Origin of the sequence: Peribacillus sp. TH16 (assembly GCF_016651095.1) — a bacterium.
Lineage (GTDB): Bacteria > Bacillota > Bacilli > Bacillales > DSM-1321 > Peribacillus > Peribacillus butanolivorans.
In genome coordinates, this window is sequence record NZ_JAEKEM010000009.1 from 263,992 (window position 1) to 290,469 (window position 26,478).

The 26,478-nt window shown below is 37.8% G+C and carries 26 protein-coding genes and 1 pseudogene; 9 read left to right on the forward strand and 18 right to left on the reverse strand.

Translation table 11 applies throughout. The features are described 5' to 3' along the window. Positions 1-51 precede the first annotated feature (51 nt). A pseudogene (locus tag JFV29_RS15335) lies at positions 52-685 on the forward strand (YczE/YyaS/YitT family protein). A gap of 120 nt (positions 686-805) precedes the next feature. Here JFV29_RS15335 and JFV29_RS15340 read toward each other — a convergent pair. Continuing rightward, positions 806-1,288, reverse strand: coding sequence for a DinB family protein (locus JFV29_RS15340; protein WP_309559279.1), 483 nt, complete (start codon positions 1,286-1,288; stop codon positions 806-808). Between the two features lie 774 nt (positions 1,289-2,062). Next, positions 2,063-3,223: a CapA family protein gene (locus JFV29_RS15345; RefSeq protein ID WP_201185011.1), complete on the reverse strand. Its 1,161-nt coding sequence runs from the start codon at positions 3,221-3,223 to the stop codon at positions 2,063-2,065. A gap of 430 nt (positions 3,224-3,653) precedes the next feature. Here JFV29_RS15345 and JFV29_RS15350 point away from each other — a divergent pair, with 430 nt between their 5' ends. The 3 genes from JFV29_RS15350 to JFV29_RS15360 are packed head-to-tail and all read left to right on the forward strand — an operon-like array spanning position 3,654 to position 4,288. Then, a complete protein-coding gene (locus JFV29_RS15350; protein WP_201185013.1) occupies positions 3,654-3,818 on the forward strand; it encodes a hypothetical protein in 165 nt (54 codons plus the stop codon). After that, a complete protein-coding gene (locus JFV29_RS15355) occupies positions 3,818-4,036 on the forward strand; it encodes a hypothetical protein (RefSeq protein ID WP_201185015.1) in 219 nt (72 codons plus the stop codon). Before JFV29_RS15350 ends, JFV29_RS15355 begins: the two co-directional genes overlap by 1 nt. A gap of 9 nt (positions 4,037-4,045) precedes the next feature. Continuing rightward, entirely contained in the window at positions 4,046-4,288 is a 243-nt protein-coding gene (locus JFV29_RS15360) for a hypothetical protein (protein WP_201185016.1), read from the forward strand. 496 nt (positions 4,289-4,784) lie between these two features. Here the strand turns inward: JFV29_RS15360 and JFV29_RS15365 are convergent, their stop codons facing one another. Next, on the reverse strand, positions 4,785-5,339 hold the full coding sequence (locus JFV29_RS15365; RefSeq protein WP_201185017.1) for a cysteine hydrolase family protein: 555 nt from the start codon (positions 5,337-5,339) through the stop codon (positions 4,785-4,787). Positions 5,340-5,695: 356 nt separating this feature from the next. Continuing rightward, entirely contained in the window at positions 5,696-6,343 is a 648-nt protein-coding gene (sigH, locus tag JFV29_RS15370) for an RNA polymerase sporulation sigma factor SigH (protein ID WP_201185018.1), read from the reverse strand. Between the two features lie 686 nt (positions 6,344-7,029). Here sigH and JFV29_RS15375 point away from each other — a divergent pair. Both JFV29_RS15375 and JFV29_RS15380 read left to right on the forward strand, forming a co-directional pair. Beyond that, a complete protein-coding gene (locus tag JFV29_RS15375; RefSeq protein ID WP_200949504.1) occupies positions 7,030-7,206 on the forward strand; it encodes a homing endonuclease associated repeat-containing protein in 177 nt (58 codons plus the stop codon). A 987-nt stretch (positions 7,207-8,193) separates the two neighbouring features. Next, positions 8,194-9,312 (forward strand): NAD(P)/FAD-dependent oxidoreductase, encoded by a 1,119-nt coding sequence (locus JFV29_RS15380; protein WP_201253581.1) that lies wholly within the window; start codon positions 8,194-8,196, stop codon positions 9,310-9,312. A 561-nt stretch (positions 9,313-9,873) separates the two neighbouring features. Here JFV29_RS15380 and JFV29_RS15385 read toward each other — a convergent pair. The 4 genes from JFV29_RS15385 to JFV29_RS15400 all read right to left on the reverse strand — a co-directional run bounded on the left by JFV29_RS15385 (position 9,874) and on the right by JFV29_RS15400 (position 14,198). Continuing rightward, complete coding sequence (locus tag JFV29_RS15385; protein WP_201185020.1) at positions 9,874-11,265, reverse strand: purine-cytosine permease family protein; 1,392 nt, start codon at positions 11,263-11,265, stop codon at positions 9,874-9,876. A 130-nt stretch (positions 11,266-11,395) separates the two neighbouring features. Further along, a complete protein-coding gene (gene speB / locus JFV29_RS15390) occupies positions 11,396-12,382 on the reverse strand; it encodes an agmatinase (protein ID WP_201185021.1) in 987 nt (328 codons plus the stop codon). Between the two features lie 99 nt (positions 12,383-12,481). Further along, complete coding sequence (locus JFV29_RS15395) at positions 12,482-13,846, reverse strand: sigma-54 interaction domain-containing protein (protein ID WP_201185022.1); 1,365 nt, start codon at positions 13,844-13,846, stop codon at positions 12,482-12,484. A gap of 208 nt (positions 13,847-14,054) precedes the next feature. Next, positions 14,055-14,198: a hypothetical protein gene (locus JFV29_RS15400; RefSeq protein WP_201185023.1), complete on the reverse strand. Its 144-nt coding sequence runs from the start codon at positions 14,196-14,198 to the stop codon at positions 14,055-14,057. Positions 14,199-14,206: 8 nt separating this feature from the next. On the opposite strand from JFV29_RS15400, the gene JFV29_RS15405 reads away from it, so the two are divergent. Beyond that, complete coding sequence (locus tag JFV29_RS15405) at positions 14,207-14,323, forward strand: YjcZ family sporulation protein (RefSeq protein ID WP_201185024.1); 117 nt, start codon at positions 14,207-14,209, stop codon at positions 14,321-14,323. Between the two features lie 7 nt (positions 14,324-14,330). Next, positions 14,331-14,474: a hypothetical protein gene (locus tag JFV29_RS15410; protein WP_201185025.1), complete on the forward strand. Its 144-nt coding sequence runs from the start codon at positions 14,331-14,333 to the stop codon at positions 14,472-14,474. Between the two features lie 888 nt (positions 14,475-15,362). Here JFV29_RS15410 and JFV29_RS15415 read toward each other — a convergent pair. The 9 genes from JFV29_RS15415 to JFV29_RS15455 form a co-directional block, all read right to left on the reverse strand. Then, positions 15,363-16,322, reverse strand: coding sequence for a D-2-hydroxyacid dehydrogenase (locus JFV29_RS15415; protein WP_201185026.1), 960 nt, complete (start codon positions 16,320-16,322; stop codon positions 15,363-15,365). Between the two features lie 96 nt (positions 16,323-16,418). Continuing rightward, positions 16,419-17,045, reverse strand: a complete 627-nt coding sequence (locus tag JFV29_RS15420) for a fumarylacetoacetate hydrolase family protein (RefSeq protein ID WP_056529834.1) — start codon at positions 17,043-17,045, stop codon at positions 16,419-16,421. 447 nt (positions 17,046-17,492) lie between these two features. Beyond that, positions 17,493-17,651: a hypothetical protein gene (locus JFV29_RS15425; protein ID WP_201185027.1), complete on the reverse strand. Its 159-nt coding sequence runs from the start codon at positions 17,649-17,651 to the stop codon at positions 17,493-17,495. Between the two features lie 351 nt (positions 17,652-18,002). Further along, entirely contained in the window at positions 18,003-19,496 is a 1,494-nt protein-coding gene (locus JFV29_RS15430) for an aldehyde dehydrogenase family protein (RefSeq protein WP_201185028.1), read from the reverse strand. Positions 19,497-19,548: 52 nt separating this feature from the next. Continuing rightward, the gene (locus JFV29_RS15435; protein ID WP_242486896.1) at positions 19,549-20,514 is read right to left on the reverse strand and encodes a PDR/VanB family oxidoreductase; all 966 of its coding nucleotides are present in this window, start codon (positions 20,512-20,514) and stop codon (positions 19,549-19,551) included. 5 nt (positions 20,515-20,519) lie between these two features. After that, positions 20,520-21,041: a hypothetical protein gene (locus JFV29_RS15440; RefSeq protein ID WP_201185029.1), complete on the reverse strand. Its 522-nt coding sequence runs from the start codon at positions 21,039-21,041 to the stop codon at positions 20,520-20,522. A gap of 13 nt (positions 21,042-21,054) precedes the next feature. Further along, positions 21,055-22,044, reverse strand: coding sequence for a heme-dependent oxidative N-demethylase family protein (locus JFV29_RS15445; protein ID WP_201185031.1), 990 nt, complete (start codon positions 22,042-22,044; stop codon positions 21,055-21,057). Positions 22,045-22,091: 47 nt separating this feature from the next. Further along, positions 22,092-23,504: a purine-cytosine permease family protein gene (locus tag JFV29_RS15450; protein ID WP_201185032.1), complete on the reverse strand. Its 1,413-nt coding sequence runs from the start codon at positions 23,502-23,504 to the stop codon at positions 22,092-22,094. 85 nt (positions 23,505-23,589) lie between these two features. Beyond that, positions 23,590-23,793: a hypothetical protein gene (locus tag JFV29_RS15455; protein ID WP_201185033.1), complete on the reverse strand. Its 204-nt coding sequence runs from the start codon at positions 23,791-23,793 to the stop codon at positions 23,590-23,592. Positions 23,794-23,986: 193 nt separating this feature from the next. Here JFV29_RS15455 and JFV29_RS15460 point away from each other — a divergent pair, with 193 nt between their 5' ends. Then, positions 23,987-25,819 (forward strand): sigma 54-interacting transcriptional regulator, encoded by a 1,833-nt coding sequence (locus JFV29_RS15460; protein ID WP_201185034.1) that lies wholly within the window; start codon positions 23,987-23,989, stop codon positions 25,817-25,819. 315 nt (positions 25,820-26,134) lie between these two features. On the opposite strand, the gene JFV29_RS15465 is transcribed toward JFV29_RS15460, so the two are convergent. Continuing rightward, entirely contained in the window at positions 26,135-26,380 is a 246-nt protein-coding gene (locus JFV29_RS15465; RefSeq protein ID WP_201185035.1) for an AbrB/MazE/SpoVT family DNA-binding domain-containing protein, read from the reverse strand. Positions 26,381-26,478 lie beyond the last annotated feature (98 nt).

Consider the following 26,478-nt stretch of genomic DNA (forward strand, 5'->3'; position numbering starts at 1 on the left):
TTGTTGCGTTTGCAACAAAAAAATAATAATAAAGAGGTCTAGTAAAGTGAAATATGTTTTTATTTATTAGGAATTTTAATATTAACCCTTGGTATTTCTTTCACTATACAATCAGACCTTGGAACTTCACCTTTTGATGCACTTTTAGGACTGTCTATAAATGTGAGGCTTACTGTGGGAAGTTGGGAAATAATAATAGCTTTAATATTGATATGTTGTAATTCATTTTTAAAAAGACAAAGACCATAAGTTTTGGGGTTGTTAACGGCATTTATAACGGGTCTTGGTATTGATATGTGGCTTTTTTATTGCACAATTTGATAACACCTGAACTATGGTACAGCAAAGATGTTTGTTTTGGAATCGGTTTAGTTGTTATAGGATTAGGAACTGCAACATATTTACATACAAATTTTGCACCGATTCCAGTTGTCCGATTAACATTAATCATACAAGAATTAACTAGAGCAAATATTTTTTTCGAGAACATTCATTTACCTCGTATTCTTGATAATGGCAATGATTTTAAATGGACCAATTGGCGTTGGAACATTATTAACCGTTTGTTAAAGGGGGGCTAATACTTATTTACTTTATGCCATTTACTGAAAAAGTATTAGACCGCATATTAACACACTCTAGTACATCACCAAATTATGATAAAGGTAAAAACCATTCAATATAGAATGCTTTTTATTTTTCTTGTTCAACTAACCTGCCCCTTTAGCTCTACAAGAAAAAACGACACTTCGTTATTGAAGTATCGCACTTTTTAGTTGAACAACAGAAATGTTTAATTCCATAACTACCTGTTTTTATTTTCATAGACTGGCCATGCACCTTGTAATTTTCGATTTACTATGATTTGCCCCGCATGATGAGCGTCATGACGGATTACACCATTAATATGTTTCCATAGGGGATGTTTAGATATATCATTTTCTAAATCTGTTATACTCAATTTTTGAACGTGCTCATATATTTCTTGATTGACTTGATGCATTCTTCTTATTAAAGCATCCCAATCTTCTTGAGAATCTCCCTCAAATGCAAAGGTATCATGGTTATTTGAAGTGTACTCTGCATTTTTTCCTTGTAACCGCAATAACAACCGCTCTTTGTAATATAGCAAGTGAACAGTAGTTTCCCAAATAGAATTTATTGTCTTGTTTTTAGGCTTCCATACTGCCTGCTCAACAGTCAGGTCATTTATTACAAGTTTTAATGGTGAGTACCAGTTATCTTGACTATAAGTATGTTCTATTTCATAAATTATCAGATTAATCACATTCAATGTTTTTCCCCCCTCTTAATAAACTCAATTTAATTTTTGGTCAAAGCAACATTAAATAAGAGCAAATAAACTACCACTTTTTGTTACACAAGTATATGTTTCTAGCATTTTAGAGAAAACCCTTCTTGAATAACCTGCCCCGATAGTTGTATAACAAAAAGCTACCTTAAAGACAGCTCTGATTTTCCTCCTCTTACTTACTTACTTACTTACTTACTTACTTACTTACCAGTACCCCTAGTCCTCCATATAGTGTCATAGCTTCGCTTGTTATACGAGATCTACGTCCCAACAACAGCCTCAAACATGTTTCTACAAGTAGGGGGCGGACAGTTTAGTTCACGGGATCATGTCCCCCGCACCCGTACGTCCTACCCTGGCTGCTGATATAATAGATTCTATTAAAAAAAGGTCAGCCAGTAATTTTTACTGGTCGACCTTATAATACGAACGCACCTATTAGTTGAACAAAGGGGTTAATATCTTGTTTTTTCTTATTTCTTAATAATACGGACTATGTTATCTAAATCCCACCACTTTCAACTTTAGATATAAGAGAAATAACCTCATATGACAGTTTTTCGTATATGTTTTGCGGAATAGGTTCTTTGTCAATGAGTCGTGTTCGTCTGTTGGTTCAAGCCGTTTAGCTGGAACAATAGTGTTTACCTTATTAGGAGGAATATGCGGTCCACCGGCTACATAGCCGGTGGCTTTTTCATTATGTAAAACAATTAGTTTTTTCCAAGTCCAAAGACTGTACCTTCATTAAAAATCAAATGACAGTTCAGGCATGAATTGATTCATATGTTTTTGGATTTCGTTATATTTGTCGGACTGATCACTCAAGGCTTTCATTGGAATGATCTCATATGGCCGGTTGACCCAGGTTGGCAGGAATTTTGGATTTTGTAGTTCGATTTTCACATCATCCCCGGTTTGGATTTTTTTTACGCCAATTTGCATAATACCGCCGATGTCTTTGTAATCTCCCTGCTGGCCGGATAAGAAATTCCCAAGTGAATAAGCAACAAATGCCCGTTCGCCGTTTGGTTTTGTAAGCCATGAAACAGGCTGCAAAACGTGTGGGTGGTGGCCAATAATAATATCAGCACCTGCATTAGCTGTCGTTTGAGCAAGCAGCTTTTGTTCATCATTAGGCAACCGTTCATACTCTTTACCGAAATGCAGACTGACCACAACGACATCTGAAACTTTCTCTGCTTCTTTAACTTCCGCCTGGATTCTCGAGGTATCAATTAAATTCACAAGATGCGGTTTCCCCGCAGGAACAGGAATCCCGTTCGTTCCATACGTATAGCTGAGAAACGAAAAGGTAATATCGTTTCTTTTTAATACCCGAATGATCTGCTGGTCTTCAGACGATTGATAAGCTCCTGTATAAGGCATCCCAATACTGTTCCAATGGTTAATCGCATTCAAAATGGCCTTTTCTCCCCGGTCAAGTGTATGGTTATTGGCGATTGTCACGAGATCAACCCCGTTTGACTTTAGAGCATCTCCCACCTCTACTGGTGAATTAAAGGAAGGATATGAGGAAAGCCCTATTTCTTTCCCGCCAATCATCGTTTCCTGATTAGCCACCGTAATATCCGTTTTTCCCAGATAGGGCTTCACAAATCGGAACATCGGATTAAAGTCATACGAGCCGTTTGACTTGCGGGCGGGTATATACACCCTATCGTGAATTAAAATATCTCCCACAGCGCCTATGGTTGCTGCCGTTACTTTTTGTTTCGGAACAGGTGTATGAGCGTGAGATGAAGCGTTTTCGGCTTTAAGTTTCTTTTTATTTTCAGCCTTTGTTTCCGATACTTTTGGTTCCTCTTGAAATTGACCTTTTACAAATGGTGCAAGGATCCATAACAAACACATAAATGTAGCTAGAAACACTAGTATTCTTTTCATGGCAAATGCTACCTCCCTACTATTATAGTAGAGTGTTTTTAGGAAATAACAACAAAAATATCTATTTGATATTTAAAATGAACACTTCATTCGTTTGAAACAGAGTACGAAATAGGAAAAAAAGTTAGGCATATCATGTGTTGCTATATCAGATGTGCTTGCTATCTCTGATATGCCTACTGTATCTGAAAACACTTGTATGTCACTTTAGGCGGTAATTTGCGTATATTTTAAGTACTATTTTGCACGCTAGATACATTCAAAAGCTTTAGTACGTTTGTTTGAAACTAAGCCGAGACTAATTAATTAGTCTCGGCTTTTGATATTTACGATAGAATAGAAGTAATAATATTTGCCTATAAGTTTCAGTGGATGAATCTTTAACACTAGGCAGAAAATTTTAAAACGAAGTGAGCAGGGAGGCAAATAGGTGAAGAAATGGATCATAATTTTAGTGGTGATTATAGCGCTAGGAACGTATTTCGCTTGGCCTAAAACGCATTTAAAAGAGCCAGTTGTCATGTCGGTTCAATTTGACGAAGCTCCTAAAACTCTAGCAGTCTCCTATATAGTTGAGCAAGATGATAGTATGTAATGGAAATTGCACACGATACAAAAGGTTTTTATCCGCCTCGTTCGAACGGTAATGGGGATGGGGAAACGGATTATACACAAGTATTAGCAAAGCAAAATGGCTATGAGCTGCGAGAAGATATTGTTGAACTGACAGACGATCAACTCGAGTATTTTCTATCTCTAGATGGACGTGCAGTACCCGTTGACATTTCGTTTGAAGCCTATTCACCAATTTAGACAATACTCGTGCTTTTATTGAAAGATGAGGGTGTTGAGGTAACAAAGCAAGATGAAGCACTTCTCTATACATATACAGCACCCGAAGATAAAACGATTGATTCGATTGGCCACTATGACAGCGTAGCGACGATTTCCTTTGAAGAAGCTGTGTTCCCCTTAACTCTTAAAAGAGGACAATCAGTCGATGTCTTCATATATGGCTTACCGTACCAAGTCCATCCAATTTCCAATCGCTTATTATTAAACTGAATATGTCCAAACCTTGTTGAACCAGCAATTTCATTGGTTCTTTTATCAATCACTATAAAAGGATATGAATAGCCCAACATTCTTTGATTAACGGTTTCATCTATGTACTTGTTGAGTTCTGCATCATTCTTACACTCTATTGTAGAGTAAACCTCTTCATCATAAATGATATTTTTTTACTGCTCTTTGTATTTTTCTTCAAATGGAATTAACTTAACAAGATGATTTTCTAAAATTATTTGGCTTTAATAAAATTCATTCACCACGTTTAACATTTCCCCTTAACCTTACATTTTGATTATTCCAAATTATAGCACATGCGACTTTATTCTTAATAAACCTATCCTGCCCCGTTATTGCCATAAGAAAAAGGCTGCCTCAGCAATCTTCCTTATTGAAGTAAAGCATCTGTTAATTCTATAAGAAAAGCGATTCTTATTAAAGAATCGCGCCCAATTGCTGAAGAACCCTAAATGAAAGGTTACTAGTCTATCCCTTATTTGGGGTTTACTTCATTTTTTATCCAGTCAAGATCTAGTGATTTTTCCAAAGTTATTGTTGCATTTGGACTCCAAAAATTCTTTAACGTTACATGGGTATGTTCGATAATGCGGGGGGCTGATAGGTGATCTGCATCACTCGTGGTATGAGCATCTGTGATGAGGGTGACGTTATAATCTAAATCAAAGGCTCCTCGACATGTAGAATCAACACAGAATTCCGTCTGTGCCCCACAAATGTAGATGTGCGTTGCGTCTAGCTTGTCGAGTGTTTGTTTTAAAGGTGTGTGAGTAAATGAATTTGGTACGGTTTTATAGATGGTAACCTCTTGATGGAGGGGCTTCTCAAGTCGCGGGTGAAACTGCCATCCAGGTTCGCCCTTACTCATCGGACCTTCTGGATATTCGTGTTGAATATATATAATCGGTATCTGTTGCTCTCTTGCACAACGAATTAATCGGTTGATTTTGTCAATTGTCTTATCGCGTTTATACCCGTGTTCAACAACGGCCGTTTGCACATCAATGACAACTAATACTTTCTTTTCCAACCGTAAACACCTCCTTATTTCACTTATTTTTATAGTAACAAAACTCTTATTCGTTAAATATTAAGAAGTGATTTTATTCATAGTTTATTTAGCTATACTGCCTAAATATACCTTAAATGACCTTAACATAAAGAAAGAACACAATTCTTGCTACAGAATTGCGCCCATTGCGGGAATAAGTAAAGCACAATTTCTTTGTTTGTCTATTTAACATAAAATTTCTTATGGGCAATGAAAAAACCACAGAAACTGCCTATGCCCTCCAAGTAACTTCTGGGGTTGAAAATAACGACGTTTTTAATTTTCACAAAAACAAATGGAACTATATATCAATTTGGGAAATTTAAACGAAGTTATCAGATAGCCATCCTTATCCCCAGATGCCGTTCAAGTTTTCTTTTTACTCGTTGGAGAGCATTATCAATCGACTTTACATGCGTGTTTAGTTCTTCAGAAATTTCCACATATGATTGTCCATCCATATATAAGGCCAACACTCTTCTTTCCAAATCACTAAGCAATTCTGATATTTTTAGTTCTATATCATCAGCTTTTTCTTGGTTAATGATTAATGCTTCGGGATTCGTTATTTTTTCTCCGGATATCATATCCATAAGTGTATAGTTAGATTCTTCATCATAAAGAGGCTTGTCAAGAGAAACATACGAATTTAGAGGTGCATGCTTTTGACGAGTAGCCGTTTTAATCGCGGTTATAATCTGTCTAGTGATACAAAGTTCAGCAAAAGCTTTAAAAGAAGTCATCCTGTCCTCTCTAAAGTCACGAATAGCTTTATATAGACCAATCATTCCCTCTTGAACAAGATCTTCTTTATCTGCGCCAATTAAAAAGTATGGGGTTGTCTTCGCACGAACAAAATTCTGATATTTATTAATTAAAAAAGCCAATGACTCGCTATCTCCACTATGAACCATCTTTACCAAAACTTTATCTTCTAATTTAGCATAATTTTCAATCTGCTGTACTCCGATGTTTACCCTCACTCATATCCCTCCGCCAAACTTAATTGAGTTCTGATGTTTAATATACTGATAGATTGTCTTTTCCTTAAGGCAACTAAACCAATATAGAAATAATGTATTCATTATGAAACTAGCGCTTGTTTAATCCACTTTAATATCTCTTGATCATTTCTCTATCAAATTAAAAGTATAAAGGACAACAAATGAAAACGCTGTCGAAATATGAAAAAGTTAAAAATGTTATTGATCTAAGTTAAGATTGATTAAACATTTTTGTTAAGATTCTTTTCTTATGCTAAAGGACGGCTTTAGTTTCATAACACATAGTGTATTGTTAAATGATCAAACACTTTTATAAACCAACATCATTTCTAGTAGGGGTAGGGCTTGTATATTCTTTTAGAGTGTGCTTTCTTACCTTCAAGCAAAATATCGATTGAATCCATTTCATCATTGCTAGTACTAGCTTCAGTCTTTGCTTTAGCTTTTTGTTTCAATCGTACGAGTTAAAGCAATTTCACTTTTACTTTTATTTATGGAGCAATACAGTTAGCAGTAATGCCATATTGACCAGGTTCAAGAGCAATCGATTTTGTAAATCCAATGACGCCTTCGTTTCGAACTGGGCAGTTCAGATAGAAAAAATGTATTATTTTTCTTTAATAGGAAAATATATATATAACTAAATCTCGAGAAGGAGGATACATATGGAAGTAAGTATGAGTGTTGAAGAAGTCGTGAATCAAATTTCTGAATTAGTAGAAAAAGAAGGAAAGCCACCTCGGAAGAAAGAGGTAAAGAAGTCAGATCCAGAGTTAATGAAAAATGCATTGTATTATTTTCCCAGTTGGGATAATGCAGTAGAACATAGCATTGGAACTTAACCATAAACGATACATAAACATTTATTTTCCAAATTGGGGTATAATTCTTTCGCTTTTGTAAAAATTACAAATGTGTTGAAACCAACCACAGAAGCTACCTGAGTTGAAAAGGCAGTTTTTGTGGTTTTTTATATTTGTTCATAAGATAATTAAAGCTCTTTTTTTGATCTGACAAATATCGGTGGCCGCATTAACGTTCATTATTTCCCAATTCCCTGTCCATTTGAATAGCGCTTGGTATCATGACAGGCTAAATCTCTTTGGATACGCAAACCATGTTTGGGGTAATACTATAATTCGAAACATCTATGGTTTACTGCAATTGCCTCTGTTACCAGCCTTAAAAAGTTGGGCAGGGGTTATTTTGTTTTTGCGTTAGTACTGCCCCTAGTACCCCAAGTGAATAGTGATTAGTGATTTGAATGGGAGTAGATTGCTTTTTACAGTCGATAAACACCGTTCATAATAGTGTACTTTTACGGAAAGTAGCAATAATGCTATACCGCCCTTTTCGGAAATTTTATACGCTAAGAGAATCCCAACAAAGTAGCCGTTTCGGCTGCTCTCCTTTTGTCTTTTATTCTTTTGATCTTTCAATCCTGATTTTCCGGTTTTCGGCTCGTTGGTATGGTGGCCTTAGCCGTAAATGGAACAGGAACCTACGGAATGTAGGCGTGAGCCGTACAGTCCGTGGTTATCGGTCCGAAGCGACACATTCGGAATGACAGAAAGATGCTTTTTTTATCAAGACCTAAATTGTAAAAAGTTATAAAAATAAAGGGTGATACATATTAGACATGTTTAATATGTATCACCCTTTAACTTCTTGTTCGACTAAAGCGCACGATTATTGAATATTAAAAAATCTAAGAGCTACAACAAATAAGTTATAAAACGCCTTAAATATATTTAAACGTGTAGAAATAAAACATAAATAGGCATGGTTTAGAAAAAACTAAAGAAAAAAGTGGAAGTGAAGTGAATGCGATGCGTATCGTTGTTATTGGTAGTGGATTTGGAGGGTTAAATGCTGCTGTTGAGATTAGAAAAAAATTAAAACATTCTCAACATGAGATCACCGTTATTTCTGATAAGGAAGAATTTATTTTTCGTCCATCCCTAATTTGGCTTCCATTTCACAAACATAGTATTAAAAAGCTCTCCTTTCCACTTCGTCCAACATTTGAAAAGATCGGTGTTAGGTTCATTGAAAAAAGTGTCAAATCACTTATGCCAAAACAAAATTATGTGATATGTAATGATGATGTAATCATTGAGTACGATTATTTAATACTTGCATCAGGCGCTTCTCCTGACTGGGCAAGAATAAAAGGATTAGAAGGGAAAAGTGCATCTATCTATGATGTATCATCTGCTCTTAAAACAAGAAAAAAGCTTGAAGAAATGGAAGAAGGTGAACCAATTGTTATAGGAGTTGCGCAGGAGAATCCGAACCAAGGTATTTCTTATGAGTTTTTATTTGAGTTGGATGCATATCTCAAAGAGCGTCGTATCAAATGCCCCATGACGTTTTTCACATATGAAAAAGAGCTATTTGACGGAAATGGAAAAGAGCCGACAGAGAAGCTTGAAGTATTAATGGCGGAAAAACAGATACCGTACTACTGTAATGTTTCTATTGAACAGGTTGATGATGGAAAGGTCTATTTGAATAACGGAGAACGACTTCCTTATTCATTTTTACTCGTTTTGCCTCCTTATAAAGGAAAGGAATGTATTCTATCATCGAAAGATTTTGAGCATGAAAATGGCATCCTACCTGTTCATGAAACTCTCCAATCCGTTCAATGGGAAAATATTTATGTTGTTGGTGATGCAAATAATATCAAAGGAACAAAAACAGGGCGTGCTGCTGAGCTCCAGGGCGAACTTGCTGTTGAAAATATTGTCAAACAAATGCATCATGAACCACTTCGATCATTCCAACACGAAACACTTTATTTTATGGAGCTTGGAAAAGAAGGTGCTATGTTTATTATGAATAAACCGTCTAAACAAGGAACATTAACATGCACAACGAGTGGCATTATGCCACATATGATGAAGCGAGCGTTTGAAAGTTATTACTTACTTAAATTCAGCTAACTTTATTATTATCTTTCTGTCAATCGTATCTGATTTTTATACATCGTTAATAAATCAATATTACAGGACACTCTGGTACTCCTGATGGCTGTATAAAAAGTGGGGTTTTATCCAACCTATTATTCCATTAAATGGCCCTTTAATGAAATAATATGACTAACGTTTTTAAACAACATATTAATAATGTGTAGCAACTTTATTTACTGGTTTAAACATCTTTATTGCCATTTAACAACAGTAATTTAATGTTTAATGTATTTTTCATGTTGTAGCTACTGTCAAAAGAAAACTTAATGACACGTTGGAAAACAGGTAATATTCCGTGTGTCATTAAGTATGTTTTTTCATTTTGAAACATTTCATATTATTGATATACTTTTTGACATAGATTAATAGTTTTTGGAGGGAGTGGCTATTTTTGCATCCAGATCCCCTTAACGTTGTATATCCGCGTTTTGCTGACGGTACCCCCATAAGAAAAAGAGTTGCCGAAGCAACTCCCATAATGAAATAAAGGACTTAACTAAAATGTGTCCATGAAACTATGCTTACTCCACTGTATTACCTAAGAAGATTTGTAGTTTTGCTCTCACTGAGTGAAACTTTTGGTGAATGATATAATTTTCTTTTCATCATTACATAGTAGAGTAAAGATGGAACAATCAGCCCTACAATCCATGCAAGATCAGCACCCCCTAAAGATTGGGCAATCGGGCCGACATAGATAGATGTATTGATAAAAGGTATTTCAACGATGATGGATATTAAAAATGAAAAGGTTGTAATCCAATTTACCTTTCCATACTGCCCGTTTAAATCAAACATGTCCTTAATATTGTACTCTCCTCTTCGAAGTACATAATAATCAACGAGATTTATGGCCGTCCAAGGGATTAAAAAGTAACTGATCAACAAAATAAAGTTGGTGAAATACTCCAAGAAATTCCCTTTTCCGATTATTGTTAATAAAGTTCCAATAATAGTGATACCTAAGACAAAAAACATTCTTACTTTTGGAGATACCTTTAATTTTGTAAAAGGCTCAATCGTTGATACTGTTGACATGAAAGAACCGTACAAATTAAACACGTTGATAGAGAGTTGGCCTAAAAAAATGGCCAGAAGCATAATAAACACAAATCGATTACCAAGCAATTGAGACAAATAAGTCCCGGAGTTTTCAAGGTAACCAGGAATGGCAACAGCTAAAAGGACTCCTAATAGCATCATCCATACGGTTCCTATGACTGATCCTGCGTACGTATACCAGAATGTTTTAGCTGGAGGGGTGTCAATCGGTAAATACCTCGAGTAGTCTGCAACATACGGAGCAAATGAGAGCTGCCAGGTAGCTACAATACTAACGCATAACATGAAAGTTGAAAATTCAAATCCAGCCGGAGACCAGCTTTCTGCTGGTATTGGCAAATTGAATACGACTATTGTCGCAGCTAAGAATATGATAAAAAAGAACCATGATAAATATTTCTGCATTTTATGAATTAAGTCATGACCTATCATCGTAACGATGAAAGTGATGCCATTCATAATAATAATACTCCATGTCAAATCAATTGATAATGAGTTGCTCAAGACTTGAGCACCTAGCAAACCGCTGCTCGCAAAGAATCCTAAGTACATAAATATGACAAGTATTAAGGGAATCACAGCACCAATAACACCAAATTGCGCCCGGCTTTGTATCATTTGAGGAATACCAAGTTTTGGTCCTTGCGCGGAGTGCGAGGCCATAAAAATGGCTCCGAGTAAATTTCCAGTAATAATTGCCATTACACTCCAGAAAAGATTTAATCCAAAACTAATGCATAAGGCTCCTGTAACTAGAGTGGTCAAATGCATTTGGGCACCAAACCAAACTGGGAATAGCCCTCTTGCTTTCCCATGCCGTTCATTTTCGGGAATATACTCAATGCTCCTTGTCTCTACTTTCATAGACACCCCTCCGGTTCTTTTTTGTAAGTTCCCTGTGATACGTCCGTCGAATCGATTGAAAAGATTTACATAGAAAGTCGTTTTCTATGTAAATCTAAGAGCCAAATAAACCAATGACATATTTTCTAAGTCATAAGGAAATTTTTTCTGTTTTAGTAGCACTCACTATTTCTCTTTCTTTTAAAATAAAACTCATTAAGTCTAAAGTAAGCCGTGCTGCTACTTGTCCAGTCATACCCGCATGGTCATATGGAGGTGCTACTTCGACCATATCAAACCCAATGACCTGCCCCCTTTTCGCAATCCCTTCGAGTAATTCATTTACTTCATCATAAATGAGACCGCCTGGAGAAGGGGTTCCCGTTGCAGGAGCTATCGAAGGATCCAAACCATCAATATCAATGGTAATGAAATAGCGTTCCCCGGCTGGAATTTGTTCTAAAACGCTTTCTATTCCCATTTTTCTCATTTGACGCGGTGATAATATAACACTTCCATATTCTCTTGCAGCATCGACATCTTCCTTTTTGCTGCTACTGATTCCTCGAATACCAAACTGAAAAATCTTATCCACATGATCCATTTCAGACAAACGACGTATGCAGCTTCCATGACCATACCGTTGCCCTGAGCGATGATCTGCCCAATCCAAATGAGCATCTATTTGAATAACATGGAAAGGTCCCGCTTCAGCTAATCCCTTTCCTACTGGAATCGTAATAGAGTGATCGCCACCTAAAATAACCGGCATCGCCCCTTTTGAAACGATTTTTTTTATTGCTTCTTCTGTATTCTCCATACACTGCAGTAAATCTCCATGTACCATATCCACATCGCCACAATCAACAACTTTCCAATCAGGACCTAAATACATAATATCTTTTTCGATATCATAGGCACCGTCTAATCCGAAGCTATATAATGTAGATCCTTCACGTATTCCACGCGGCCCCATTCTCGCTCCTGATTTCCATTGTGTACCCATATCATTTGGAACACCAATGACAGCTACATCTGCATCAAGTTGATCGAGGTCAGTACAAATCGGGTATTTTCCAAACGTACAGATTCCTGTAAAGGGAAGATTAAGAAAATCTTTTTCTTTTCTATTAGACATGTTAATTGCCTCCTTCAAAATGTAATTACACTCAAATAAAAGCAATTTCCATGCCATTTTGAAAAGTCAGTATTCATGAGAGGATATAGTCAAAAGTGACTAGCGCTCTTCTATGTACTTTTGTATCTTTCTATTTGCTGTAGACTGGCTAATATTCAATTTTTCTGCAAGCTTAATACTACTTGGGTATTTTTGATACATGCGCATAATAAACTCCTTTTCGATAGATTCCATATACGTTTGCAAAGTGGTTTCTTTCATTCTCTTTTCTGAAAATTGTTCAAAATCTTCACCATCAATCTCGAGGTCAATCTCATCTTCGCCCGAGGTGATAACTGCTTTTTCAATAAAATTACGCAACTCTCTAATATTACCCTTCCATTCTTGTTGACCGAGCCAGGCAAGCATGGCTGGTGTAAACCGTTTATTCATGTCATATTTCTTATTCATTTCTTTCGTTATATCGAAAATCAAGGATAGGATTTCGTCCTTTCTCTCCCTAAGAGGAGGGATAATAATTTTAACAATATTTATACGATAATAAAGATCTTCCCTGAACTGCTTTGCATTTACAAGTTCTTCTAAATTTTGATTCGTGGCACAAATTATTCTGCAAGAAAGCTGAACAGATTTATTCCCGCCTATTCTCATCAATGATTTGTTTTGTAAAACAGACAATAATTTCACTTGAAGGTTCATTGGGAGCTCTCCAATTTCATCTAAGATTAACGTCCCTTCCCCCGCAGCTTCAAAATACCCTTGTTTTCCACCCTTTTTTGCACCTGTAAAAGCACCTTCTTCGTATCCGAATAATTCAGACTCAATTAATGATTCCGGTATGGCACCACAGTTTACTTCAATAAAAGGGTGAATGCTTCTTTTGGACATTTCATGAATCATTCGTGCGATTCGGTTTTTACCGACCCCCGACTCGCCAACTAACAAAACAGTTACATCCAAATCTGTTACTTTTGAAATGACATCAAGTACTTTTCCCATTTTTTCATTATTAGGAAAATATGTGTTAATAGCCTGTTTTTTTAATTTTTCAATTTCTTTTTTGTATAATTGCACAGCTTTTGCAACCTGTTCGTTTTCATTTTTTAAGTATTCAAATTCTGTTATGTCCCTTGAGAAACTAAGTGCTCCAATCAAAATTCCTTTGTCATCATAGATAGGATAGCCAGAGATGATAGTTTTCCTATTATGTATAGTTTCTTGAATAAGGGTTTCTTTTCTTGCGCTTCTCAATACATTCGCAATGACGGAGGGAGAAAACACGCCATCTTTTTCGAGGTCAAAGATATTTTGATGCATTTTTGGTTTACATGAAATTCCAAACATTTTTTCGGTGGTTTGACTTGTGTATAAAATATTACCCAATGCGTCAGCAATAAAGATTTCATCAAAAGAATGTTCCAAAATATGTTTTAAAAGTATAGAAACGTCTTCTCTTAAATCCATGGTTTACCTCCTAGTCATTTCTGATTATCCATTATTCATAATTGACTGATAATTAAATCTATTCTTATACTAGCACAAAAATTAAATAAGCATTAATAACAGGTTACATCAGATAGTTCCCTACATTGCAAAGCAATAGAGTCGGTCTTTTATTAATGGAAAACCTTTTTTTAATGGGCTTCGGCGTCTCTGCATCGTAAGGGGGTTGTTAAGATCCACCAGTAGAGTGTGGGACATCTGAGATTGTGCCGGATGGGGGCGGATGTAGCTTTGAAACAAATACTTTCAAAAGGCCGCCTTTCCGATCTTCTGCTAACGCACCTGTCAGCTCATTAAGAGGTACCTCCAACATTTTATCCTATGAACAGAGGTGGAGGTTTTGCCTTTATAGTCATGTTGTTTATACTCTTGATCATTGTTGGAGCTAGCTTTGTTGGTGGATGCGACGGCGGTTACGGATATCGCGCCTTTTGTTAAAAATAGTATGAAAAAAATTGAAGTTGGACAAAAGCTTCGTGTACTAAGCAGTAAATCGGTAACTGCTCTTTTCTTCTATATTGGAAGAAAATTCCGTCCAGATTTTGGAGTATTAATTGATTGCTTCGTATTTTTACTAGCGGAGGCTTGAGTTGAAGATCCGGCTACTATTGGCCGGAATTGTTCGTCTGGGGAAAAGCGATTAAAAACTATGATGCGTAGCTGCGAGAAAAGGTAAAATCGCTCTTACTAGATGTTCATAAAGCGATGAATCAAGAATGTAGATATGCCGATGAAAAAATTTTTTTAGAAATTTTCAGATAGGAAAAATAGTGTCTGAAGATGTAGATTAGTCTACAAATCTACTCGTCTACATGTAGATTAAAAAATTAGAAAACAAAAAAATCCTTTTTGAATAAAGATTTTAAGAGGTCTATAATCGTCAGTAATTATTGTTTCGCACAAATAAAAAAGCCATTCCCTAATGTTTTAAGGGACAGGAATGGCTCTCAACAAAATATAGCTGCTCAGTTGTCTGGTAAACAACAAAGCAATGTTAAAGTAAATGCCGTTCTACGAAAAAGTAGAAAGACGTTGGTAATGTTGACCAAACTTCTATAAGGGGCCCCACCATCTTTTTGGCTAAAATGTACGCTAAGCGTTGAATCCTTGGTATAACAACAAAGTACCAATAACGTTCGTTTATGGTACTGTTCAAGATAAGCTTAATCCGGTATGGAAATTAGCTCCAAAAGTCATTTCAAAATCAAAGTGCCTTTATGGAACTGCCTTAGCGTTCGGAAATTCATCATTTTTATTGTCGAATAATACTTAGCGTACAGTATAACTTCTATCAAAATTTAGCCCATTTGAGTCTGATTATTTCTATTGTTGTGAATTCAAAGCAAGTGAAGTTTTTAACTTTGTCCTAGAAGTCTTTCTCAACGGTTGTTTAACAAAAGGAATATCTGAAGAGTTAATAGACGACATGAATAAACCGTTTGAATATTGATTCAAAGCGGTTTATTCATGCTTCTAGTTAATATCCTCGTTTCCGATCTACCATTCCATGTAACGGCTGTTCACTTAAAAATCGCTTTAAATTTCCAATAAAAAAACTGCTTACGCCTTCAATAGTACTCGGTCCTGACAGATGAGAAGTGACATATACATTCGGCATTGTCCAGAAGACATGGTCTTTAGGTAACGGTTCTGTCTCAAAAACATCAAGGATGGCTGTCTGAAGATGTCCTGATTGCATAATAGATATTAAATTCTCTTCATCAATTAATAATCCACGGCCAACATTGATAAGACAAGCTTTTGGTTTCATTGCTAAAAGGAGGTCCCTAGTCATAATATGATGTGTGGAATCCGTTAAAGGAAGGGTTAGGACCAAATAATCTAGATCTTTTACAAATTCACTCAATTGATCTGGAGTAAAGTGACAGTCCACTAATGATGCTTGTTTTCCGCTAAAGCTTAATCCATGTACATTCATATCAAACACTCGAGCTTTACGTACAATTTCGGCACCAATCGATCCGAGTCCGGCTACCCCGATTGTTTTCCCTTTCAGAGTTTCAGAAATGAAAGGATCCCATCTCCGTTCCATTTGTGATTGTCTCATACGGGGATTGTCTTTCACTATGTACAAGAGAAACGAAAATACATATTCAGAAATATAAGTACCAAATTGGTTGACAATTCGGGTTAATATAATGCTCTCAGGTATAGATTTGTCTTCAATTAAATCATTGACTCCGGCTCCCAATGACTGAAACCAGCGGACAGATGAGGCAATTGGTTTACTTAGTAGATGTGTGGGGAAGTTCCATCCCAAAATAACTTCAGTACCAGGTAAATATTTTTCAACTTCATCCAAAGTTGTAGCTGTCTTTACTGACATAAACCCATCATTGCGAATACTTTCAGCATAAGTCTCAACATCTGTTTGCATAGGGCTAAAGACAAGTATATTAGGTTGGATTATACTCATTAAATCGCTCCTTTTTAAATACAAATACGCCACACAGCGAGATCTAGAATCTCATATTATGATAAATTTAATAGTTAAAAATATAAGAAAACTGAATTAAGCTAATTTAATACAACATTCACCGAGAACTTTATTATCCCATACCAATGATAAATGATCTCCGTCTAAAACTGGTCCAACTCCTTCAGGTGTTCCCGTAAAGATTATGTCACCTTCACCCAATCCAAAGTGTAGGGCCGTGAAATCCACGATTGTCTGCAAATCAAAAATCATATTTTTAATATTTCCTTGCTGAACCTTCTCCCCATTTTTAATTAGCATGAAATCTACTTTTTTTATTTCTTCTATTCCTGGAAAAACAACGAATTCACTCACAATAGCCGAATTAGGGAACCCTTTTGCAAGTAACCATGGATGCCCCTTTTTCTTAAGTTCACTTTGAACTTCCCGTAAAGTAAAATCGATCCCAATCCCCATACTTTCTATCACTTCATCTACCTTCATGCCTACTTCATGTTGTCTTCCAATCTTTATGACAAGTTCAGTTTCGAAATGGACAGAACCACGATTGCCAGGCAGGTAAATCTCTTGACCATTTGCTTCCATGTAGGCATGGGTAGGCTTAGAAAATAGAAATGGGGAAGTAGGTACCTCATTATTTAATTCCTTTGCATGTGCTACGTAGTTTCGACCAACGCAATAAATATTTCTAATCTCATTCATGTTCTTTTCCCCTTTCTATAAATGTAGTGTTATAGCTTTTAATTCTAAAATGTTACTCTTTATCTAAGTTTCTCGTTAGAAAATAAGAGACAGTGTATGCCGATGTCTTTATTGTAACACACAAAAAAATCTAATAATTATGTGTAAAGACTACGAATAAGCGAATAGAAAACATGCATTGTTAAAGTCTTGAGCTCTGGCTACATGTTTGAATTTTGCGATACCGACACCGACAAAAAGTGTTTCAGAAGTAATTTAAGAGATTTTTTTATTTTGGTTATACTTCATATTTGGCCTCCTGGTTTTGATGTATTTATCCGTTTCGCTGGCGAGCTTTGGGACACTTCCATCATATCAAGAGGTCTTTTTGTGTTCAAATCTCATTTTCATTCATAACAGGAAAACTGCCCCTTTAATTGAAGAAATAAATTGTTTAGATTTCTTTTATCAATCGCCTATCCAAAAAAGGACTACCCCAGCTATAAAAAGAATAGGGAACATTATAGTTATCCCCCAAATGCTGTACTTCGATTTATTTGGTTTCTTGATACTTAGAAAAATAGCTATTATTATTCCAATTACTAAAATAATTACTGCGTATGTCATCTCTCATCCTCCTACCTTAACGTGAATTACCACGAAATCCCAATAGATTGTCGAACTATCCTGCCCCGATAGTTATATAAAGAAGTTAATGCCTTAAAGACAGCTCTAATCTTCAGGCCCGTTTGTGGAATAATTATCTTCTTAATAAGCTTATGTATGATTTTAAACTGAATCTAAAATACATATAGTTGCCCTCAGTTATTAATAAGATTAAGAAATATTAAGAACATCTTTAACTTCCTTTTTGAGGGCTTTAAAAGGTTTATCGACAATTTGAAAAAACCTAATCCGTATTTGGATTAGGTTTTTTGATTTGATTAAATTGATTGCTACTTCTCAAATTATATATACTTAATTTGGAAACCAGCCGACCGGCTTTACATCGAGATTAATGTTGATTTGTTTAATTTCTTGGTATTCGTCTAAGCCGTATTTTCCTAAACTGCGTCCAATCCCGCTCTGTTTGTAACCGCCCCATGGCGCCTCGACATATGTGGGATGATAATCATTTACCCATGTAATGCCTGCCCGTACTTTCTTGATCACACGAAGTCCTTTAGCCCCATCGTTAGAGAAAACGCCGCCTGCAAGACCGTAGTCTGTATCATTTGCAAGTTTAATAGCTTCTTCTTCATCTTTAAACTTTTGGATGACAACAACTGGACCAAAGATTTCCTCTTGTACGATGCGCATGTCAGGTGTTACATCGGTGAAGACAGTCGGTGCAATGAAGAATCCTTTGTCAAGGCCCTCATCAACAAGACGGCAACCGCCTGCTGCAAGTGTCGCACCTTCCTGTTTCCCGATTTCAATATAGTTCAAAATGCTATTCAATTGCGCTTCGCTGACAATTGCCCCCATATTGCTGTCTTCTGCAAGGCCAGGTCCAACTTTGATTTTATTTGCGCGTTCCACATAGCGTTTTACATATTCATCATAAATACTTTCTTCAACTAGAATTCGGCTACCTGATGAACATACTTGACCGGCACCGAAGAAGATGCCAAATAATCCGTAATCGACGGCTGTCTCTAAATCTGCATCTGCAAAAACGATGTTAGGCGATTTACCGCCAAGCTCAAGGGAAATTTTCTTTAAGTTGCCCGCGGCCGCTTTCATGATAGAGCGGCCAACATCCGTACTTCCTGTAAATGAAACAATGTCAACATCCTTACTTTCTGCAATGGTCTGACCGACAACAGTGCCGCGGCCCATCACCATATTAGCCACACCTTTAGGGATACCTACTTCCTCTAGGATTTCAAATAATTTCATTGCTGTTACAGGTGTCAATTCAGCCGGTTTATATACAATGGTGTTACCTGCCGCAAGGGCGGGTGCGATTTTCCAGACACTCATTAAAAGAGGGAAATTCCAAGGTACAATCAAACCGGCTACACCTACTGGCTCACGAACAACCATCGCTTGCACGGGACCGGGAACTTGGTAAGTTTCACCTTCTGGATGAAGGATTAAGCCAGCGTAGTAACGGAAACACGCGGCGGCATCGGCAATATCGAAGCCCGCCTCTGCTTTAAGTTTCCCGTTGTCCATTGTTTCAAGAATCGTTAACTCTTCCGCACGTTCATCAATTTTATCCGCAATTTTATATAGGTAGGAAGCACGCTCCTGTGCTGTTAGACCTGACCAGATTCCACTTTCAAAAGCTGCTTTCGCTACTGAGATTGCATTTTCTGTATCTTCCTTGGTAGCACGCGGAGCCCTTGCAATGACTTCCTGTGTTGCAGGATTAATTACCGGGATTACTTCATATGAAGATGAGGTCTGCCACTTACCGTCGATGTAATTTTTAAGCTCTAAAACTGCCGTTTCTAAAATTGTCATGTTTTATGCCTCCGGTTTTCATTATTTTTTAAATTTTACCTGTACGGAATCGTTAAAGTTTTAAGACAAGTCTGTCGTCCTTCGCACGTGAGCAGCAAGTCAGGATTGACTTGCGTGTTTGACGGTTTTCTTCGCTAAGGAAGTTATCCCGGTGATCCACTTCACCTTCTGCAACATCTATCTCACAACTTCCGCACCCGCCCACTTTACAAGAATAAGGTGCATCAATTCCTTCCCTTAAAAGCGCATCAAGCAGTGTTTCACCTTCATGAACGTGAATGGACCGATCGCTGTCTGTAAGATCGACAATGAAAGGTTCTTGCGGCCCATCATTTTTTGTCGCAAATAATTCGAAGTGGATCGCGTGTTCCGGATAACCATATGAACTGGCAGCTTTTCGATACTCTTGTACCATCTCGAGTGGTCCGCAAAAATATACATGTGTGCCAATGCGATGATCCATCATCGTCTCTGGTAACATTCTGCGTTTGTCTTCTGCCTGCGAAAAATAAAAGGTACATTGATCAGGATATTTGGCTTTCAGCAGATCATAAAAAGGACATAATTCCGGTGTGCGTGCTGCATAATGGAGTTCGAAGGTTTGCCCATCGGCAGCCATGTCTTCCATCATTGCCAGAAATGGGGTGATGCCAATTCCAGCTGCATAAAAAGCATGATGCTTAGCTCGAAAGCTGAGAGGGAAGTTGTTTTTAGGGAAACTGACTTCCAACCTGGAATCTACCTTTACATGTTCATGCCAGAAAGCAGAACCTCCGCGTGACGTCTCATCACGCCGAATGGAAATTGCATATTTTTTACGGTCCCTTGGGTTGCTGATAAGGGAATATTCTCTCTCGAAAATCGTATCCCCGGCCGGCATGAAAGTGGTCAAATGCGCACCGCCTGTAAATGCAGGCAACGGTTTTCCATCAACTGGAATTAACTCGAACTGTTTCACGAATGGAGTTTCTTGAATGATCTTATTTACTTTCATTTGAATATTTCCTACTACCCGCATGATGTTCAGCTCCCTACTTCTTCTTCTTTTCCGATTGGGATGAATGGGTAACCAATATAGCCTTCCCGTACGATTGAATAAAAAGGACCTATTTCAAGACTGGCTCTGCAATGGTCACATTCTGCAATCTCTGCTTCTTCTTCGACTTCCGACACTTCGAAACATTTCATGCAATATACGTAACGTCGTTTAGGCCCGATAATCACCGTCTGGATCTCAGCTTCAGATAGACCAGCTTCTACCCCCAGCGAGAAGACCATAACGGCATTGTTCCATGCAGCCGCAATATAAAATTGTGTGCCCATCTTTTGTGACAAGATGAATCTCTTAATCTCCTCTTTATCTTGCATTCCGTTAATAGAAAGATATTCGACAGGCACTGTACCTGCGATTTCAGAAGTGAAACTCTTAGCCTTTTCGTATCCGGCTTGATCTGAAATGACGACAAACTTTCTTCGTTCATTCCGAGGAGTAAATTGATTTACGATCGTAACAGATTTATCAAACAATACTGGACTATTGTACAAGGCCCTCTTCCTCCTACTTATTGTTTATTTTTGCTTTTTGTTCTTCATCAATGCGTCTCAAATATTCGACTGATTGCGGAAGAAACGGGGCGATCCCTTTGTATTCTGCCATAGGTTCTGGAATATCCTGCAGCACGCTATATGTCAGATCAAACCACTCCTTGCGCAATGTCAAATCTTCAAGTGGCAGGAACTGTGTGTTCAATACGAATAGAATGGCATTGCTTCGTGGCATGCGATAAAATTTTTGTTCTTCAACACGCAAACGAACCAGCTTTCCTGCATTTTCTGGTGTTATCTCAGAACGCTGCGGCTCCCACACATCCATCGTTTCATAGTTGACATCCCAACGGTTCGCCATCAGGTTCCAGTTGATGCGTGTCCATGGCTTTCCTGGCTCGATGGATAATAAAAACTTACGAACGCGATCTGCCAGTTCATCACCTTTCCGCGATACAAATGGAACAGGTGCATGGATTTCATCGAAAGACATGCCTTTATTCCAGTTAGCCGAGAAGAGTGCGGCGTATGAAACCTGCCCCACTTCCAAATAGAAATTACTATCGCGATGAACCATTAAAACAAAATCATTGTGGAAATGGCGGCCTATATAATCAAGCGGCTCATTTGGAAGTGTGCTGGCATCGCCATACACAAATGAATCGGATTCCCCGAAAATGTGGTTCTTGAAGGTCCAGTTGTCTCCATCTTTAATGACCTCGAAATGCTCCGGATAGCGATCAGTTGCCATGTCGATTAGCATTTCCAATACTTCCCATTGCATTTCTAATGTGTGTGAAAAAGATTGAAACCTTATATGCGGCTGTTCTTGAAGGAGACGACGCTTCGTTTCCACTTGGAGTTTGTATTCTGGTGTAACTTCAATACAGTTAATGTTTGAGAGTCTTTTCAAGTCGTTTGAATAACGATAGTTACCTGAAGTGAATGGAAATGGGAATGTATCTAAATCAGTTGTTTTGAAATCTAAACTTTGTGTAAACATTGAACAATCTCCTCTCGTTCCCTAGATTCTTTAAAGTGCGTTTTTTTCTATTTAGCTTCCTTTAATTCAACGGATGGACGCTCCATGTCAACTTCAAAACGGAAAATGTATTTAGATGAAACATAATAGGTGACTAAAGCGACAAAGTATGTTGGAATTCCGGCAGCCGTATAAAGGAAAAAGTCACTTGCTTCAAAAGTCAATGGATTATAGAGTGCCCAGTAAACGATCGTTCCTATGACCACCGTGAGAACGGCCGACGGGTTAATGCCTTTCCAATAGGTATAAGAGCCTTGCGTGTCATACAAATCCCTTATCGAAATGCGTTGGCGCTTTACAAAAAAGTAATCTGCAACGACAATGCCGCCAAGAACAGCCATAATAAAAGAAATGACAGCAATGAATGAACCAAATGCATCGTAGAACGTTGAGCTTAGAAGTAGGAATATAGTCGGTACCGTTGTACCCATCGCAATCATCCATGACTTTTTCGGGAATACAGTTTTAAAGCTGACAGCTTGTGAGTACATAAGGAAAATGGCTGCACCGACATTCCCTACCGAAAGTAAAATCAAGCCGATGAATCCGCCCCAACTTCCTGCAATTGAAAACATCCAGTCAGAAGGATTAAGTGATCCAGCGACTAATGCAGCAAGGGCCCCGACTAATGCAGCGATACAGACGATGATTCCAAAGCTGTAGAATCCTGCTTTAAATGCGCCTCCTTCTGTTTTAGATAAACGGCTGTATTGACCAAGGTACGGAAGCCATGAAAACCCGAGACCGATATTTAATTCCAGGGCTGTCGCGAATGATCGAGAAGTCATTTCAAACGGTTCAGAAGGAAGTATATTGGCAACTTTCGTGAATCCCTGTCCAAACAAGACTATTGCGAGAAGGCCAAACATGAGAACCATAAAAACCGGAACGGCTACTGCGGTATATTTTTGAATCGCTACCGGTCCCCTCACCGTTACAAGAAATGCACAGATAAAGAGTAAAATCGAGAAAAACGGCGCTCCCGTTGCTTGGCTTGAGAAAATGGCGGGCATCCCCATCCAATTAGCAGCCTCTGCTAAAGCCTGTCCAGACATAAAAAGCGCAATGGAAATGTAGCCGAGAGTTAAAATAAGAAAAACAAAGAAAAAGATATTGGATCCTAGATACCCTAGTGAACTTCGAAACCCTACAAAAGTGTCTATGCCATAACGCGCAAAATAAAGGGTAATGGGAACAATCAACAGCATAGGGAAGGCGTTACCGAATAAAATCGCTGCGAGTGACTGCTTCGCATCAAGCATTGTACCTGTGTATCCACCAGTTAACAGCCCAAAAGATGAGAGGCCAATAACAACCTGAACTAAAATTAAATCCCGAAGATTAAAAATCCGGTCATTTTTACTTGCCGGTAAAAAGCCAAAGGCCACATCCTTTGAAATGGAGGAATTCTCTTTACTCACACGCTTCTCTCCCAACTATAAAATAATGATTGTATTGCTTGTAAATAAGGCTGTTATTGTTTTGGGTGATCTAAACAAAACTACTTTAAACAAGTGAATAGATGAGGTAAACGATGATTAAAATCATGAAAAAAATAGAACCTGTCGCATCCTTCCATTTCATTTTGTCGATTTTCACGGCATCTTCCTGCTCATACGCATTGATCCGCTCATTCAAATCTGAATATAGGTTTTTAATAAAGGGATCTTCAGAATTGATATTCTGTTGAAACTGATTCTCTTTATTCAAAATAGTTCTCCCTCCTTTGCAAGCATGCATTTTAGTCCCTTCTCTTTACTTTATAGCAATTACCATGCCAATCAGAAACACTATGCTTACAGGGTTTTCAATAGGAAGAATATTCATTTTTGAAACTATTGAACAATTGTGAAATTTCTGTAATATAAAACTATGAAGTTTAATGAAAGGCAGGTAGACATAAATGGATCACTTCACCTCTGCACTCTTGTCTATTTACGATCAGCTTATTGTGACAGATAATAATGGCACCATACTGAAATCGATTGGAACAGGGAATTCATTATTCCATACAGTCAAATCCGCTAATGTCGGTGGTTCCATCAAGGATGTTGAACAAGATTTATTTTCTACAAGCTTGGCAGAAGAGGTAATGGGCAAAAATGAAAAAAGATCTTTCATGCAGCCCTCATGGCAGGGGCCAGAGATGCTGATGACGGCGTACCCGATTGAATTTGGGGCATGGGTCTGGGCCTACAAAGAAATTAAAGACTCTTATCCAGATACATCAATGAGGCAATCGGGGCCTTTGTTGGAATCAAAGAAGCCATCTTTTCCATTTGTGATCCGCAGTAAACCCATGCTTGATGTTCTTCATAAAATGCAAATGGTTTGTGATGTCAGCGCAACAGTCCTTTTATTGGGGGAATCCGGTGTAGGAAAGGAAATAGCCGCCAGGGCCATACATAATATGGGTAACAGAAGCGACGGTCCATTTATACCTGTCAATTGCGGCGCCATCCCGGAAAACCTGATTGAAAGCGAACTGTTTGGCTATGTAGAAGGGGCTTTTACCAGCGCACGGAAAGACGGCGCCAAAGGGAAATTCACACTGGCCCATAAGGGTATCTTATTCTTGGATGAAGTGGGCGAGTTACCGCTTAACGTACAGGTAAAACTGCTTCGCGTCCTTCAGGAACGCGTGGTCACACCAATAGGAAGTACGACCTCACACCCTGTTGATATTCAAGTGATTGCCGCAACAAATAAATCGCTCGAAAAAATGGTGAAAAAAGGTGAATTTCGAGAAGACTTATATTATCGTCTTCATGTCGTACCTATCCATCTTCCGCCGCTTAGGAATCGTGTAGATGAAATCCCTCACCTGGTTCAATTTTTTTTACAAAAGTACAATACACTGTACAATCGAAATGTAGCCGTCACCCCGGATGCAATCGACTTGCTATGTATCTATCAATGGCCCGGTAACGTGCGCGAACTTGAAAATACAGTTGAGAGGCTTGTGATTACAAGCGGAATACCGGAAGTGGATGTTGCTTTGGTTAAAGAGGTCCTCCCTTTTAAAGGGCCCAAACCCACTTCACTACCTGTTATCGATTTTCTAATGCCTTTGCAAGAAGCAGTCGAACTTGTGGAGGAACAACTGATCAACATGGCAATGGAACAATACAAATCATTAAAACTAGCGGCAAAGGTATTGGAAGTCAGCCAGCCGACGATGAGTAGGAAATATAAAAAATTACGTAATAAAATTGAAGAGGCACGCTTTTCACCAGTGAATAAACGGGCCATTTTGGAAGAACAAATAAATCAACGGCTTCGTTCCGTTGCCGCTGTAACCGCAGCTATCATTCCAGCTGAAGAGGTTATCAGTCTACAAAAAAATATGAACCGGCAAACTTCCTATTCCCAGAAATTAAAACAAAAGCTTACCATGATTCAAGAAAAGGAAGGCGTAATTGAATGGGTCTTTATATTTATCATGACGGAGGATGGACGTCTGATTCACCTCGTTGCAGACAAAGGCTTTGTAATTGAACCGGGGGAAGAATATATTGGTCCCCCGGAAATGGTTAATGTCGCTTACCAGGCGTTTAATGGTAAAGCGGGTGTTACTCCCATTTACGAAGACAGGTACGGTGAGTGGAAAACAAGCTTTGCGCCAATTATTGATGATGACGGCAATATCGTTGCTATTGTCGGATGTGATTACAGTAAAGCCTATTTTAATTCTGAAATGCAACGACTCCGTAAGCAACTCAATATACATGTTTGATTTCAGGATACAGTCATGTCGGAATTAATTCAAACTGGTTGGATGCTATAGCGAAAAAAGAAAAGCTGATTAAAGGAGCCGTCTTGACCGGGCTTTTGTAGTCAGCTTTTTCGTTATTAACATTCATATACAATATTAAGGGTATAAAGGAAATTAAGAGAGGTCTTAACAGTTTGTCTGGGTCTGCTCAATACAGAATCAAGGAAACCTGGATCTTTTACTCCGATTGATTCAGTAGGAGAATAAACTTTTATTGAATGGCATCGATAGCAATAATTTGATTAGTGGAAAAATAGATAATTATCCAACGTCATATTATCTATCCACCAATCCCTTGAATGCTTCGTCATGTCCTTTAATAACGTTTGGAAATATTTCCATAAATTCTACATCTACACCTTTAGGTAATTTCACATTTTTATTTTTCCTTAAAATGATTTCTTCACCCTTGAACTCAACTTCTAATTCGTCTCCAAAAGCTAAATTTGCAGTTTTCAACATTTCAACTGGAAACGTAATACCCAAGCTATTGGCGACTTTAGTTAATTTCCTAATGGCCATTATTCATTCCTCCTTCAAATTGTTTATACTACTTTTATCTGTAATTTGTTATTTTTAATTACACAAAAAAAGCTTGCAGATTTAGACCCTAAAAAGGA